Annotated in this window: 17 protein-coding genes; 4 read left to right on the top strand and 13 right to left on the bottom strand. The window is 36.8% G+C overall.

Annotation, left to right across the window (positions count from 1 at the left end):
• From G466_RS24145 to G466_RS0117455, 4 genes are all read left to right on the top strand, one after another.
• Positions 1–703 (top strand): leucine-rich repeat domain-containing protein (locus tag G466_RS24145; protein WP_026814796.1); only part of this gene is annotated, 703 nt, incomplete at its 5' end.
• Positions 704–1,622: 919 nt separating this feature from the next.
• On the top strand, positions 1,623–1,892 hold the full coding sequence (locus G466_RS0117465; RefSeq protein ID WP_026814794.1) for a helix-turn-helix domain-containing protein: 270 nt from the start codon (positions 1,623–1,625) through the stop codon (positions 1,890–1,892).
• 3 nt (positions 1,893–1,895) lie between these two features.
• Positions 1,896–2,174 (top strand): hypothetical protein, encoded by a 279-nt coding sequence (locus G466_RS0117460; protein WP_026814793.1) that lies wholly within the window; start codon positions 1,896–1,898, stop codon positions 2,172–2,174.
• Between the two features lie 311 nt (positions 2,175–2,485).
• Positions 2,486–2,971, top strand: coding sequence for a hypothetical protein (locus G466_RS0117455; RefSeq protein WP_026814792.1), 486 nt, complete (start codon positions 2,486–2,488; stop codon positions 2,969–2,971).
• 13 nt (positions 2,972–2,984) lie between these two features.
• Here G466_RS0117455 and G466_RS0117450 read toward each other — a convergent pair whose 3' ends face one another.
• From G466_RS0117450 to G466_RS0117390, 13 genes are read right to left on the bottom strand one after another with little or no spacing between them, the layout of a single operon-like run.
• Positions 2,985–5,228 (bottom strand): TraQ conjugal transfer family protein, encoded by a 2,244-nt coding sequence (locus G466_RS0117450; RefSeq protein WP_026814791.1) that lies wholly within the window; start codon positions 5,226–5,228, stop codon positions 2,985–2,987.
• A gap of 3 nt (positions 5,229–5,231) precedes the next feature.
• The gene (locus G466_RS0117445) at positions 5,232–6,023 is read right to left on the bottom strand and encodes a hypothetical protein (protein ID WP_026814790.1); all 792 of its coding nucleotides are present in this window, start codon (positions 6,021–6,023) and stop codon (positions 5,232–5,234) included.
• A gap of 11 nt (positions 6,024–6,034) precedes the next feature.
• Positions 6,035–6,574 (bottom strand): conjugal transfer protein TraO, encoded by a 540-nt coding sequence (locus G466_RS23320; protein ID WP_051315747.1) that lies wholly within the window; start codon positions 6,572–6,574, stop codon positions 6,035–6,037.
• A gap of 2 nt (positions 6,575–6,576) precedes the next feature.
• Positions 6,577–7,551, bottom strand: a complete 975-nt coding sequence (locus G466_RS0117435) for a DUF4138 domain-containing protein (RefSeq protein ID WP_084418948.1) — start codon at positions 7,549–7,551, stop codon at positions 6,577–6,579.
• A gap of 2 nt (positions 7,552–7,553) precedes the next feature.
• Positions 7,554–8,564: a conjugative transposon protein TraM gene (traM, locus tag G466_RS0117430; RefSeq protein WP_034236068.1), complete on the bottom strand. Its 1,011-nt coding sequence runs from the start codon at positions 8,562–8,564 to the stop codon at positions 7,554–7,556.
• A 10-nt stretch (positions 8,565–8,574) separates the two neighbouring features.
• Positions 8,575–9,192, bottom strand: coding sequence for a hypothetical protein (locus G466_RS0117425; RefSeq protein ID WP_026814787.1), 618 nt, complete (start codon positions 9,190–9,192; stop codon positions 8,575–8,577).
• 46 nt (positions 9,193–9,238) lie between these two features.
• Positions 9,239–10,150: a type IV secretion system protein gene (locus tag G466_RS0117420; RefSeq protein WP_026814786.1), complete on the bottom strand. Its 912-nt coding sequence runs from the start codon at positions 10,148–10,150 to the stop codon at positions 9,239–9,241.
• A gap of 6 nt (positions 10,151–10,156) precedes the next feature.
• Positions 10,157–10,774: a hypothetical protein gene (locus tag G466_RS0117415; RefSeq protein WP_026814785.1), complete on the bottom strand. Its 618-nt coding sequence runs from the start codon at positions 10,772–10,774 to the stop codon at positions 10,157–10,159.
• Positions 10,771–13,320, bottom strand: a complete 2,550-nt coding sequence (locus G466_RS0117410) for a TraG family conjugative transposon ATPase (RefSeq protein ID WP_026814784.1) — start codon at positions 13,318–13,320, stop codon at positions 10,771–10,773. The genes G466_RS0117415 and G466_RS0117410 overlap by 4 nt, the downstream gene beginning before the upstream one ends.
• Entirely contained in the window at positions 13,305–13,628 is a 324-nt protein-coding gene (locus G466_RS0117405) for a DUF4133 domain-containing protein (protein WP_026814783.1), read from the bottom strand. The genes G466_RS0117410 and G466_RS0117405 overlap by 16 nt, the downstream gene beginning before the upstream one ends.
• 12 nt (positions 13,629–13,640) lie before the next feature.
• Positions 13,641–13,961, bottom strand: a complete 321-nt coding sequence (locus G466_RS0117400; protein ID WP_262482343.1) for a TrbC/VirB2 family protein — start codon at positions 13,959–13,961, stop codon at positions 13,641–13,643.
• Positions 13,933–14,286 carry a hypothetical protein gene (locus tag G466_RS0117395; protein WP_026814781.1) on the bottom strand — a complete coding sequence of 118 codons (354 nt, stop codon included), beginning with the start codon at positions 14,284–14,286 and terminating at the stop codon, positions 13,933–13,935. Before G466_RS0117395 ends, G466_RS0117400 begins: the two co-directional genes overlap by 29 nt.
• Positions 14,287–14,292: 6 nt before the next feature.
• Positions 14,293–14,739, bottom strand: a complete 447-nt coding sequence (locus G466_RS0117390) for a hypothetical protein (RefSeq protein WP_026814780.1) — start codon at positions 14,737–14,739, stop codon at positions 14,293–14,295.
• Positions 14,740–14,742 lie beyond the last annotated feature (3 nt).

Here is a 14,742-nt window from a genome sequence, read left to right as displayed (position 1 = left end):
AATTCCCTTGACCGAAGATGAAATTGCTATTCTGGAACGCTGGATAGCCCTAGGAGCCTCGGATACGCTACAGTTGGCCCATTTGGATAGCAACGAACCATTGGGGAGCAGAGTGAGAAACATGATGACATCAGGAACAACAGACTCTTGGGCAAAACTTCCTAAGGTTGCAGACAGTACGCTGCAAAACTTGGCTTCGGATTATATCACCATAAATAGGATAAGCAGTAATTCTCAGGCTTTGAGCATATCGGTTTTTTTGCCTCCCAATTATGAACCTAAACCTATAACGGATTTAAAACGGATCTCGAACAATATCATTGAATTGGACCTGAGCGGTATCCCCATAGGGGAGCAGGAAATGGACTTAGTGGCACAGTGTAAAAACTTGGAGTGGCTGGAACTCGATAAAACACCTATCACCGATACCGAGTTCAATAAATTGGCTGGCCTTGCCCAGCTTAGGATGCTAAAAGCGTATGAAACGGGTATTACAGATCAGAGCATATCCATTCTGAAGGACCTGAAGGGGTTAAAAAACCTTTATATTTGGGAGACCCAGATCTCTGATGTGGGACTTAAAGATATAAAGGGAGCATTACCTGATATACAAATAAACGATGGAATTGCCCCAGAACTTAAAGCCGCATTTACAGAGAAAGACATGATTTTGGAAAGTAAACCTTTGAAAAAAACATCATAATATAATGAGTAAATAGAGAGTTTTAATAGGTGTACATTATTAATTTCAGATATTCATCGGTAAATATTGTTAGTTGGTTAGTTAGTGTGAATTGGGCTGTCAGAAATGACAGCTCATTCTTTTCTACGAGTTATATTTATACCCACACACTTAGCTATAAGTTTAAGGTAACCATTCATTTTTCTACGCTGGGTTTTATCATTTTTAAAACTTTTTGAACTTCCATTATAGTTTGTATTAAATTGATATTCATCATCCGTTTTACTTTGAATAAAGAAACTAAAAAATTTTAAGCTCTTTGGTAATACGAATGACGAGATTGCCTCCAATTTTGCACCTCCCGTATAATATCTCATCCTCGGAAATGTCCTTTAAATGAAATTTAACTTATCTATATAATTAATTCTAATACAATTGAGCCTGATGGAAATAATTTTTGGCATACTAAACTACTCCCCATCTGTAAGACAGTATAAATGTATTTCTTTGTTGTTTATTATGCTATTTTTTTAGCGTTATAAATTTGATCAGGTGGAACTAAGTCAGAGATTATTTCTTATAATTTAGAATACTGATCTTTATGAAGTTTACCTGAAAAATCGCCTTCTTTTTTGTAAGTAGCAGGAGGTATTTAAAGTGATATAATAATCCTTTTAGAGATTGAGATAACAAAGAAATACAATCATTCCCAGTTCCGATCAAGTAATTACATCAAGCGATTTTCAAAATTCTCATAATCTTAAAATTGATGATATGTTAGGGTGGGAGAGTAGTTTTAGGAAATACCTTGCCATTTTATCTAAATAGCTGACAATTAGACCAATTAACCTAGTATATAAACCACATAATTCGTATCTTTTAGGTAGCTGAAGTATTCGTTATAATAACTACCAATCGTAGAATCTTTAAAATAAATCCAATGCAAGTAGTATGTCTACAAGAAGAAGCTTTTTATGCCTTATTTGACAAGGTAGTGGAACATATGGAATCGAAACGAGATAACAAACCAGCCAAATGGATAGATGCTGAAGAGGCGATGTTGCTGCTAAATATTAAATCCACTACCACTTTGCAGAAATTGAGGGATGAAGGGAAGATTAGGTTTTCACAACCCCAGAGGAAAATTATTCTTTATGACAGGGATTCGATCAATGAATATATTGAGAAACATGTACGCGAAACATTTTAAGTTATGGAGAAAGAAACAATAGTTGATAAAGATTATTTGGAGGGATTCAATCTTGGTTATGAATTGGCCAAGGAGTTGAACTTAAATTCACCAATGTTCAAGAATTTAAACTCAGAAGATAGCCATATGAATGCTATGCAAGCAGGTATGGCAGAATACAGTAACGAAATGGAAAAAGGGAAGGGCAAGGAAAACCATGCAGCTATAGATGAAACGAATAGAAAGCGTCTAGGAACTTATGATGATAATGGAAAAGATAAAGGGATGAACCTATCCACTTAAATGAGTTTTATTTATATCATTGGTTTTATAGTATAAAGTAAAGTTCATGTTTTCTTTACACCTGTTCCTGCGGAAGTTAAAAATCCATTCCTTCTACGCATAATCAAACGAACGACTTTCGTTTACCTACTTATTGAAGACAATTCGACTATGGATTTTCAACCCCCTCGGAACCGCACATAAACGCAAAAAGGGCCGAAAAAAGCCCTCCTTGCATTTATTTCTCCTCAGCTTTAGGTATTGTTCATTCAGGTATACTTTATTGACAGTCAGAATGCTTATATTTATATGAAGTTCTAAAACAGGTAGTTATGAAAATTTATCCCAACGTTTTTCTTATTTTTCCAATTTTACTGTTTTTTTCGTGTAGTAAAGATGATAATACCGTATCAGATTCAGATAGACACCAAGCCCTATTGGGCCAATGGGAATATCAATCAATAATGACCGACAGGGCAGTAGATATCAATGGTGATGGAACTTCTAATATCGATTTGTTCAATACTCAGGAAATCAAGCAGTGTATAAAAGACAATCTTACCTTTTTCGCAGAAAGGGGACAAGGCGAGAATGGAGCCTTCAGTATAAATGAAAATGGACTAGCATGCGAAGGAAACCAGCCCTTTACCACTATTGAATCGGACACCTACGAACTCATAAACAATAATCGTATAGCTTTTGGGATACGTAGCGAAATGAAAATAATGGAACTCACAAAAAATAAATTAGTGGTAGAGAGCCAGGAAACACTAGATAACACTGATGTTATAGTGACCATTACTTTCCAAAAAAGCTAAAATGAATTGATACTTAGACTCTAACAATTGTCCCCCTAATGGTATTACTCCACTGTCCATTATTGTCCTGTACCCGAATCTCATAGTCTTGGTCTAGATATTGTAATTCATTCTCCTTTGGTTCTTCCTCTAATTCAAAATAGCGTTCAACACCCGATCCTTTAGCATCATTGTAATTGAACAGCATGGTATCCCATCTCTTATTTTTTCTATTGTAGATACGAACCTCTACCTGCTGTAAGGTTGCACCATTATAGGCTTCGGAACAATTGGCTGCAAAGCAGGTGTATATCCGTACCACATAATCACAACCATTAAGACCTCCACAACTTATATTGTGTTTCTCGCCTTTTACAGCTACAGTTGGTTTTTTAAGCATTATTATCGACTCACTGGTGCTTTGTGATATGCCGGTTGAATTTTCGACACGAAAATTTATAGTAAAACTATCGTCGATTTGCGGATAAAACTGCATTGCATCAGACCCGTATAATAAGGGAATAACTTCGCCTTCCCTGTAAATTTTCCCTTGATGAATTACGTAACCTCCATTCAAACTGGCAAATTCAAATGTCATTTGGTACATAACAGAGGTATCATGTCCAGAGGTGGCATTGGTGACCACATTCAACTGGAAGGGTTTATCCTCAAATTTATCTTGAGACGATTGGCTAACGGTAAGATCAAAGAATTCCTCATACTTTTCAAAATCGATATTGACATCTGCTGTTTTTTCAATTTCTGAAGATGATCTGACCGTAAATTCAATATTATGGTTGGATTCTGAAATACCAGTATACTGTCCTTGGAAGGAGCCAATGGGAACGGTAAAACTTTCTCCTGCTGCATAGGTGTTGCCTTGAAATTCGAAGCTACCATTGGAACTCCCAGAAGAGAAATACATCATATAAGTATCACCACCAATGCCCAATTCAGTTATATTGAAATTAGTATTGACGACTTCTTCTGTATAAGCCTTTGATTGAGTTGCGTTTGCTGTGAAATTATAGTCTTTAGGAATAACATTAACGGAGATAATCACTGTTTTCTCCAGTCCGGTGTCGTTTTGCACATAAAATGTCAGCGTGATATTACTTTCGTCCGTACCCTCCAAGCTCCAGTTGAAATTACCTTTAGGAACCTCATAAATATTACCTGCACTTACTACTACACCATTTTCATTTTTAATAAGGGCATTTCCGTTTAAACTGTAGCGCATTTTATAATTAGAAGCGCCGATGCTTTCAGAAATATTGAAGTTTAAAGATGTAATTTCGCCAACCGAAATATCCGATTTTTGACTTCCTCCTGTAAAAAGAAAGTCGATCTGATTATAACTGATGGCGGTACTGGCCGTATGAGTAACATTGGCGCTGGATTCCACGCTAATGACTATGTTGTGTTGTCCAGTTTCCGATCCTAAATAAACGACATTGTTGTTATTGGGGCTTAACTGGAATTTTTCGCCTGGACCATATTCAGTTCCGTTTACCCGTAGTGAACTATTTTTCCCCGACGAATAAAAGGCTTCATAGGTATCGTTAGTTTCTTCTGGAATTTCATTGATATCGATAATGGTGTTGATGGGAATGTTGACAAATTCTGAAGTTTTAGAAGGAGTAATATTGACATTAAAATCGTTCTGTTTGGTTTCTAAATCTATTAAGACCGGTCCAACCTCTTGACCGTAATTGTCGGTTACCAAAAATGAAATTTGGTGAGAACCTAGGCTCTCGGGGAAATAAAAGAATGAGAAATCACCAAGTTCAACAACGTAATCCTTGGAGTTCTGTAAAACATTACCATTTACCCCAGTCAATCTGCCATTCCCTTCCAAAATCTCATAGGAAATTTTGTATTCAATATTTTCGATATTTCCGTTAGATTTTAAGTTAAAGTTGAATTGGGTTTGCTCCTCGAGGTACACTGAATTACTTTCCGAACTACCTGAAAATGTAAATGGAATATTGGCAACTTCAATTTCAACGCTATCCCTTTTAATTTGTCCATTGGAATCACGAATAGTAAAATATATTTTTCGTTTCCCCAAGTCGGTACTGGTGAAAGTATAATTATAAGAATTGGGAATAATCGTTCTATACTGCCCAGGCTCCATAACTCCACCATTTTGATCTCGAACTGTGCCACTACCCATACTTGTTGAAGAAAAAGAATGTGTAATTTCGTATTTAACATCAGATTCCTCGTCTTGCGTTTTAAGGTCTACCGCAATTGCTAAATTGGTATCGAGTTCCACTTGTTAGGAAGCGGCCGTTGTGTTTATCGTGAAATTGAGATTTACCACCTTTAATAGTAGTTCCTCGGTTAGTATTGCACCATCGGGGGCTTTGGCCGTAATGATTAGTTTATGTGTACCCAAGGTTTCTGGAAGATAGCTTAGTTCAGAAATTCCTTTAAGAAGAAAAAATGGTTTTCCTGCGTCAAAGATTTTATCATCCAAATACACTTTTCCTGTTCCATTTTCTATTTGATAGGTAATCTCAAATTCGCTTTTGTTGTTGGGATCTCCCGTTTCTTTGTCCCGTAGCAACGTGGCATTAATAGGGTTTTTAGAATTAATGATAAACTCGTTCACTCCCTTATTGAGCATAAAACTAAAACTCGCGTATTTAGCATTGTAAACTAGTTCCAATTCTTTTGTATTGGCATTCGAGTCCCATGCCATAAACCTAACCCTATGTAGTCCAGTATCAATGGCTATAAAATTGTAGTTCCAATGTCGATCAGTTACTTGCAATGTATCATTCGGTCGGATAGTGTCGCCTTTCATGGATACGAAGTAACCTTTGATATTGCTTGGAGAATATTTTACATAATAATCCACTGTAGTGATTTCCTTTTCTGGAGTTAATGTGAAGGATGTGCGTGTATTTTCAAAAAGAAAACTTACCTGATCATGTTCCCCTGTGAAGCTGAAATCAAAACTATCTAGAATGATATTTTCGAAATCCTTGCTACACGCCATAATTAAGATGAAAATAGAAAGTACCGTAGTTATGGAGAATAAAGTTCTTGTATTTAAATTTTTCATCTTCAAATGGTTTAAAACAGAAAATATCGTAGACCTAATCCAGCGTAAGGGTAGAATTTGCCTACATCGCTGTTGATATGATAGTATTCGTTGGCTTTTAATAATAGAGAGAAATCATTACTTAAAGTTATCTCCCCTTCGAGCCCTATAAATAACCCATATATAAATTTGCTTTTGGCATCTAAAATGGCACCGTTGGATAATACATTATTTCCGTTATTTATAATTTCATATCCGAAAACACCTCCACCACCGATACTTAATGCATACCGTTTAAAATTTTTCTGCTCCCAAACCTTGAGGAAGTATCCAGGTTGAACCGTGAATATGTTATAGGGAATATCGAACGAACCTTTATCCTCAGCAATGGCAGCAAAGATGCTCAATTGCACATATCGGTCTCGGTTTAGGTGATAGTTGAACGTGGCCATTATCCCGTAACCATCCTCCGCGTAACCCCCGCTTAAGCCAACCGAGGAGGCATAATTGCTACTTTGCGAGTATGCCAGTGATGATATGAAAAGTGCCAATAGTTTTAGGGTATACCTCATTTTTAAAAATGTATGGGGTTATTGATAATTTCGTGGCCTATGCTCAATGAGAGATTACGATTTCCGGACTCCTCATCCAGCTCTACTAAAACCTCCTTCTTTTCATCTAGAGCAAACTTTTTAAAAACCACTACAAAATGGTTTTCGCTTTTTCCTGAGACTGTTTTAGGTTGTTTATAGACAAAGACCGGATTGAGCTCCATTTTTTGATTACTACTGCTGTTTTTATAATTGGTTGCAATTTGATGCTTTATGAAATTGACGTCCATATCAAGGCCTTCTTTGTTTTCTATCCGGTATTGAAAATATAGCTCGTCCTCGTTATAATAGACACCTTTTAGCCATAGGAAAACATTGTCCAACCGTGAAAAATACCGACTTATTTTTGCCTTGTCGAACTGCATATAGTAACACCGAAGTCGATAATATTCCAAGGGATCGGATTGGTACAGTTCCTTAGTGGCACTATCTATAGAATCTTCAACTTTAATTTTAGATTGTCTTATCGTAATTGACGACGATGTTTTTTCTTGGATTTCATCAAAATGTGGTTCGGTTCTGATTTTCTGCAATACATCTTCATTACCTTTTTTCATTGTTTTACCCTCAATGTTGGCAACGGCCATTTCTTGTGTGATATACCAGGTCGTTTTTACGGGAACCGCAACTAGTTCTAATAAAAAATCGTACACGTTTCCAGAATCGGTAATGACCAAATAATTGGTCACATTTTCATTTTCGATTGCGAGTTCATCGTAATAAAGTTTAAGTATCCGGCCACTATATTTACCCCCTTCCGGTTTTGGCAAATCCACAATAAATCCAAAATCGTTGCCGATACTGCTTTCCGAAATGTTTTCGGGAAAAATCAGAATGGTTTTGAAATCCTTGGATATCTGCAATGTATCACTGAATGTTTGACCACTCAACAAGTACCCAGATAATATGGTCGATATGAGCAAAAGTGCTATCCTCATTACTATGTTTTTTTTTGTTTTAGAAATACACGGTCTCCATTTACCAAAAGGATCTTGTCTTTCTGTTTGTATTTTTTCTTTTGGAAAAAGTTGCCAAAAGAACGCAATAGATTTTGTGCCAATGGCATTTCCAAAGATTCGCCAATAGATTCCGATAATTCGTTCACACTTTGTTGGTGAATATCGGCTTTGAATTCCTGCAATAATTGACCTGCTCGCTCATTGTATAATCCGACCATGCCATCTTCCTGGTCAATTGCTGTCAAAGCCATCACCATGTTATCTATATTGGTTATCTCCAACAACACCCTTGAGCCCTGTATATTGGCAATTGCATAGACAAATGTGTTTTTTGAGAATAACCTACCCTTATAGAGAATATCATTTTTTAAAATCAAGGTTACTCGGTTACCTGGTAGAATAAACTGATCACGGTAAATGGCTGCATCGAATGATACTGTATTGGCAGTGGTCTTGGTGGATGGTTCTGTGTAAGGGGCAGAATAATCCTGGCTACGGGATAGACGTTGCTCCCTTGCCTCCATCAACAAGTTTCTATATTCCAGTTTTTTTTGGGCTTCTGTAGTTTTGGAAGTATACTGCGGAGTACTGGACTCAGAATATGGGGTAACCTTGAAGCTATTAGGATTATTGTTCTCCTTTTCGCCTAAAGAAAAGTTATTGAGTTCCTCTAAAATACGCTCTAATGAATCATTTTCTTTTGTAGTTTCTAAAATGCTTTTGAAAAGTCCTTTTGACTGCATTCGATCTAATGAATCTTGCAAAGACTTTTTATAGATGTCGTTAGGTTTCGTAACATAGAGTTGTTTGTTATGGTCTGGCAAAGAATTATTGTACGCATCTTCTGGAGTACTAATTTGTCTGTCATTGCTCATAGTGCTGATACTGGTCATTACAAAGAACACAGCCAGAAGCAGGATGATAGGGGCAGAGAAAGCGAACAGTCTATGCCGATTTATCCAAAGATTTAATTTTTTAATTTTTTGGTTCATGGGTTGGGCATTACAAATCTTGGTTGTACAAAACGTCAAACTTTATAATCTTTAATCCATTTAAATTATTTGGAGTAGAGCTTGTCTCAACCAAATACCCTTTGGTAATCATGTTCCGATATTCCGCATTGCCACTCTTTAATATCCTTTGCTTTCCAAAGAATCTAAACGGAAATGGATATTCGGAATAATCCACCAAAATCGAATCTTTTTCTATTTCAATTGAATATCCACTTTTCGAAATATCCTCGTAATAGTTCTGATCTATTAATCGATTGTACAGCCGTTGTACCGAATGATCGGCCATGTATAATGCTTTACCTTCGATATTTCTTTTGATATGGCGTAAATCGGGTTCCAATGCAAAAAACAATTCATGGAAATTGGCAATATGGCCCTCACATAAAATATCTACCGCACGCTTGTGGTCCTTTATCCTGACTGCAGCCAGCTTTTGACCATTATCGAGGAGGTAGAAATTGTTTTTAGCGCTCTCGTTCGTTTTGTAGGTGTAAAAGATATTGAGGACAGTGGATACGAATGTGAGAATTAAAGATACATATAGGACCTTGATACTTCTGCTACCGACATTGCTTAAATCGTTGAAAATCTTATAATTACCGTCCATCTGTTTTTTCGTTATCGTTTAAATTCGAATTTCATCGTTAAATCGTTTATTGTATTAAGGTTCTTACGCCTTTTGTAGCGCCTCCTGTCTTTACATCGACCGTTGTTTGTGCTGCTTTTTTGACATAGTGTTTCGTCCGATCTTTTAATTGACTAGCACTAACGTTCATTCCCTGTACAATGAAGTTGGCTAAGGTTGGTGCCTTTACATAAACAAAAACGTTCATCAGCATTAATAAGCCACTTGTAAGGACTAAGCCTAAATTGGTGTCTCCTGTGGAGAGTAATGAGTCTATTAGTTTGTCTAACACATGGAGCATAAAATTATCGATAAGATGGAGCATAGGAATCCACAAGCAGACACTCATAAATTTTTGTAGCCATGCTTTCCACATCCCAGAAAAAATTGGAATGAACGATAATCCTATATTTAATGGCCCGAATATTATCAGCACGAACAAATAGATTACGGACATCGCTTTTATCCCCACGAATACTACAGCGGATATGACTGATGCAATTGCAGTAACCCCTGAAGTGATAGCACCTAGAATAAGGGCCTGTAAAGCTTCAGGATCTCCTTGTAGAAGTAGGTAGGATACGCCATAGTCTACCATGGCTTTTGTTTGTGCCACAAGTATTTTTATATGGAGAACGTCCCAAGAAATATCGTTTGCCCTTAATGACATTCCGATGCCTTGATAAAACTCAAGGATGGTCCTTGTCAATGCTCGATAATTAAATAGGACAAAAGCCAATGGAACCCATCTGAGATGTTCAAAAATATCAGCTCGCTTTTCCTTGTTAAGAAGAACAAGTAGACCGACCAAACAAATCCCTATGCATGCGAAAACTTGGCCTATTTCTATCATAGGGTCTACCACTTCATAGGCATCCAATATGTATTGGTCAAATAGTTCGTTGACCGTTTCCCTTATTCCTTTGTCCGTATAGTTCATAGCAGGTTAGTTATTATTCAAATTGATCAGTGTACCACGTGCTTTCCGAAGGGAATTAATTTGTGAAAGTTTATAATTGTAGGCTATCAGATTATCCAAAATGCTTTCCAGTTGATGGTTGATTCCATTGACCTTTTTTAATCGTTCTTCCGGCAAAATGATGGCTTTGGTATTTATGATATCATTGCATTGTTTGAGTAGATTTTTTGTTTCTAGGATAGCATTGGCCGCATGCTCAATAAATTCAGTTGTTTCCTTTCGATCTAAGTATTCCAATCCTTGGACGGTCTGTTTAGATGCTCTATATGCTTCTATGATTTTTGACTTTAAGTCTATAGCTAAACCTACATCAGTGGATAGAGTCACATACGTGGGTGCCTGTTTCTTGGCTTCAAGTTCCTCCTTTAAGATTTTTCTGGATTTCGATGTATCATTATTATTTTTCTCCATTAATCTAATAAGCAGAGTCAAATTTTTACTAACCGCTGTTAGCTGTATGTTGATATTCGAAAGCTGACTGTTCACCACACCAAGACTAGCATTGGTGGTAACATCCGTAACCGGAATCTGGGATACAAGTGTTAAGTGTACCAATAGGCTTAGAATTATTGGTGTTAGTTTCATTTATTTTGGTTCTTTGGGACATTGATAAAGGTATACGCCTTTGCCGTTAACTCCCAGTTATTATGATTTTTATGATGTAGTTGTGCAATCTTTGAACTTTCGGAAGGGTTGGTTTCATAGATACATTTCTCCTCCAATGACGTTTCCACCCCATAAACTTTTACCTTGTCCATCCAACAAAATGCGACCTCACGAAATTTCTTGTCATTTGGAAGATCTTTATTGAGGGAGAGAATGAGTTGTTTCTGTTTTTCCCCCAACCCCATAAGGGACTGTATTTTATCAAAGGATTGCGCAAAGTCGCGCATATCCAAAAACACCTTGATATGTGAATTGACAACTATGGCATTTTTGATGGTTTTAGAGGACATGAAATCATCAACTTTTTGAGAAATAAAGATCGGTTGGCCACCCATTTTTCGAGCCGTTCTGGATTGGCTGTTAAAGTAGTGTGCCAGTTCCGGTTTATCTAGGGCCTTCCAAGCTTCATCGACCGCCAATATTTTGTTGATAGATAATTTTGCAGGATCGTGCATCTTTTTGTTGAAGATTTCCATAATCATAAGTGCGGTAATAGGAAATAATAGCTCATTGTCAATCAGCTTACCCAATTTGAAGTAGATAATCTTTTCATCGCTTAGCCTAGAAATCCGATCATCCAATTTGTTCAACAAATTTCCTCTCGAACCATTGGCGTAGTATTTTTCTAAAAGGAACATGAATACATTTGGGTCGAACTTTTCCTTTGGGACCCTTTTAGCTGTAATATATGTTTCAAGGTGACTTATACAGTATTCGAAAAAGGTATCGAACTTAAAATTGTTATTTCCGGTTTTCCACATCCTTTTGTAATAATCGGTAACTAGAAATTCTATTACCGTATTCGTAATTTGCGATTTACTTATATTTCCTTCCTGTCCAATAATCAATTTTAAAAGGGTAACTAGGTGGACCAACTTGCCTTCCGTTAAAGTTTTTACTTTACCGTCGCTCTCTTGAGAATCGTATTTGTCCAATATAAAGGGGTTGAAGGTAAACGGGTTTTCATCGTGGTGTTGTAGGGTGATCCCACCAAACACCTCTGTAAGCCTATCGTATGAATTACCATCTTCCATGATTACGGCCTCAGCGCCCTGCCTAAGTTCGGAAGCAAAATAATGATTGGCCAAATAAGACTTTCCACCGCCCGATCCTGATACGACTAACATGCCCCGATTGAATATCCAATCCTTTTTTTCGGGCTCCCTATATATTGAAACTGAAAGTGGTTGGCCCGAAATACGGTCAACCATTTTCAATCCGTCAACGGCCCTTGTAGCATCTTTATAGCCACCTTCAAAATAGAGTAGGGCAGTGGCCATATCGCTTGGCATGGGCAGATACATATCTGAAGATATTCCAATGGCGTTACCGGCTATCCCAGCAAAGAATAGGTTTTTTCGGTCTATGGTATTTTGCTTCGCATTTATCTTTAATTTTTTGAATGCACCAGTAATGGAGTTTTCCATTTGCCTTTGACGACTCCCTGTTTCCTCAAAACCAAAAACATTAAGGTGGTAAAAAACTGATTCCTTATGATTTCCTAGAATATCTTTGGTGTAATCATTAATTTGATCTGCATAAATGGCATTGCTGTCATCCTTTTTACCATTACCGAAGCGTTGAAAGCTTTTGGCTTTTTTCCGTAAGCCTAATAGTACTTTTTCTTGATTTGGAATGTAGATGTATTGGTTAATAATATGTTCATGAGGGACCTTGAAACCTAGTGAAAATAGATTGCCTATTGGAAACAGGTTTTGTCTAGTAGTGAATTTTCCATACAACTCATAAGTGCTTATATGGTCCTTGCTAAACTGGTCCAGGTTTTCAAGAGTAAAAAATGTTCCTTGTTTGTCTCCGACATGAATGTTGTTATTGTCAAAATCAACATCCACTAAATTTGCGTTGTTTTCCTTAAGGCCAAAGTATTTGGCATAGAGTCCATTTTGGGAAAATAAGTCCTCGTAATTAAGAATTTTAGATTCTATGAGACCTGAAGAATTAACCAGAGTGTTTACGTTCTGAACCTGAGCTTCAAAATTGGTTAGTATACTACCATGGATAAATTCTTCTGGAATAGTATGGGTCAAATAAAAATCTCGGGTTTTATCTAAAAAGGCATTCACCCGTTTGGAACTGTATTTAATATAATTTTCAGGGACAACACTAATGTATAAATAGTGCGTTCCAACTAAATATGGACGACCTTTAAAATGTTTTTCGTTCGCCCTTTCCAACATATCGCCCTGCAGTCGTTCTGAAATTGGAGTGTAGTTTTTCTGGAAAAAAAAATCCTGCCTATGCAAGAGTCTGTTGGGACCTAAAATATTTATAATGTTCAAGAAAAGATCATGGAGAGTTTCATAATCTTTAGCATCGAGTGTGAAGACCTCTGGGAGGATAAGTTGTAATGGAATCGTCAAGCATCCCTTTTCTTTTGATATTAAGGCGTTCCGCTCGTATCCGAATATTGGGAATGCATCCCAAAGTGTTACCTGTTTTCCCATAACAATAGATTTCTAAATTCGTGGGTTATTTTGATGGATTCAGGTTTGGAGGCATCAGCCAGTTTTTTTACAAAACCATTCGCACCGTAGGTCCTAGAGTAAAACAACAAGGTCAAGAATACGATGACCATTGCTATGCCCGTAATTAGCATGGCCAAGAACATAGAAATGAAAGCCGATAGGACAAGACCGATTATAATTGCTGCTGTACCAAGGTAAATGCAGTAAAAAATGTATTTCGCATTTAGACCTTTGTAATAGACTTCTTTTTGCAGCCCTTTCTTTATAAGAATGTGGCAATTTTCCATAGGTGAAGAAATTTAAATGTTAGCAATTTCCTCACCTATGGCTATCAAAGCAAAAAATATGGCGATACCAATTATAATCTTACCTAGTTTATTGGCCAAGTCTGTCTGCTGATCCCGAATATAGAGATAGGTCAGACCGGTTATGGCAATGGCCACACCTGCAATAACTTTAATAATATCTACAATTTCTCTGGATAGGTTCTTAGAATCGTTCTTGAAATCCTGTGCTTCCTGGAGGAGTTGATCGAATTGACCATAGGAACACATGGATATCAATACCAGAATTAAAAATAAAAGGAAGGGTTCAAGTTTCGGAATTCGGCGATATTTCATCGGCCGAATCCTTGTTGCGGATGATTTTGAGTTTTTCATGCTTTTTGCGAGTTAAGGAATTTGAATCATCTTCAAATGAACCCTCTCTAAAAGCTTCCAAAAGTTTTGAAGTGTCTTCTACTTCGGTTATTTGGTTGAGTACAGCATCTAAATCGGTCTTTTCATTATCTGAATTATAAACAAATTTACTATTTAAACGCAAATAGTCAAGTTTTTTTGATTCTTTTTTTAGTTTTCTTCTTTTTTTAGATACTAGCACCCATATAACATACCCGTACCAAACAAGGGCAAGTCCGAACAATATGTACCAGTAAGTGCTCAACATTCTCTTTTATTTTAGCTCAATGAGCGCAATCAATTTTTCGTAATTCTTATTTGTGAAATCTAACAATACCTTTCGTATCAAATCGTTCCTGGAGGTCTTGACGCCCATTTTATAGGAAATACCCATTGCCAGTTTTTCGTACTTGAGTGCACAATCATTGTTAATGGTCATAAAAAATGTTTCTTTTTTGTTTTTCGATTTGTCTGTTTGCAATAACACATCCAACTGTTTTCCGATATTCTGGTTATTTCCAGTATGACCATCTTCTTTCGGTTTCTGATTTTCCACTACCTTCTTGATTGCATCTTCCTTTCTAACGTGTACAGACCCGGTTTGTTGTTTATGACTCATACGATCTAATTTGAGCTGCTCTAAGGTGTTTGTTGTCTCCTTGTTTTTATTTGCCATTTGTTGGAGCAGATCAAGAGTGGTGATTTTTTTCTGTTTTCCCATTGA

This window comes from Arenibacter certesii DSM 19833 (assembly GCF_000429545.1).
GTDB lineage: Bacteria > Bacteroidota > Bacteroidia > Flavobacteriales > Flavobacteriaceae > Arenibacter > Arenibacter certesii.
This window is presented reverse-complemented; position numbering and strand designations above follow the sequence as displayed.

Excerpts from the sequence above, each read along its gene's own strand:
- G466_RS0117465 (WP_026814794.1), top strand. The coding sequence starts at position 1,623 with ATGCAAGTAGTATGTCTACAAGAAGAAGCTTTTTATGCCTTATTTGAC.
- G466_RS0117460 (WP_026814793.1), top strand. The coding sequence starts at position 1,896 with ATGGAGAAAGAAACAATAGTTGATAAAGATTATTTGGAGGGATTCAAT.
- G466_RS0117455 (WP_026814792.1), top strand. The coding sequence starts at position 2,486 with ATGAAAATTTATCCCAACGTTTTTCTTATTTTTCCAATTTTACTGTTT.
- G466_RS0117445 (WP_026814790.1), bottom strand. The coding sequence starts at position 6,023 with ATGAAAAATTTAAATACAAGAACTTTATTCTCCATAACTACGGTACTT.
- G466_RS23320 (WP_051315747.1), bottom strand. The coding sequence starts at position 6,574 with ATGAGGTATACCCTAAAACTATTGGCACTTTTCATATCATCACTGGCA.
- G466_RS0117435 (WP_084418948.1), bottom strand. The coding sequence starts at position 7,551 with ATGAGGATAGCACTTTTGCTCATATCGACCATATTATCTGGGTACTTG.
- traM (WP_034236068.1), bottom strand. The coding sequence starts at position 8,564 with ATGAACCAAAAAATTAAAAAATTAAATCTTTGGATAAATCGGCATAGA.
- G466_RS0117425 (WP_026814787.1), bottom strand. The coding sequence starts at position 9,192 with ATGGACGGTAATTATAAGATTTTCAACGATTTAAGCAATGTCGGTAGC.
- G466_RS0117420 (WP_026814786.1), bottom strand. The coding sequence starts at position 10,150 with ATGAACTATACGGACAAAGGAATAAGGGAAACGGTCAACGAACTATTT.
- G466_RS0117415 (WP_026814785.1), bottom strand. The coding sequence starts at position 10,774 with ATGAAACTAACACCAATAATTCTAAGCCTATTGGTACACTTAACACTT.
- G466_RS0117410 (WP_026814784.1), bottom strand. The coding sequence starts at position 13,320 with ATGGGAAAACAGGTAACACTTTGGGATGCATTCCCAATATTCGGATAC.
- G466_RS0117405 (WP_026814783.1), bottom strand. The coding sequence starts at position 13,628 with ATGGAAAATTGCCACATTCTTATAAAGAAAGGGCTGCAAAAAGAAGTC.
- G466_RS0117400 (WP_262482343.1), bottom strand. The coding sequence starts at position 13,961 with ATGAAATATCGCCGAATTCCGAAACTTGAACCCTTCCTTTTATTTTTA.
- G466_RS0117395 (WP_026814781.1), bottom strand. The coding sequence starts at position 14,286 with ATGTTGAGCACTTACTGGTACATATTGTTCGGACTTGCCCTTGTTTGG.
- G466_RS0117390 (WP_026814780.1), bottom strand. The coding sequence starts at position 14,739 with ATGGGAAAACAGAAAAAAATCACCACTCTTGATCTGCTCCAACAAATG.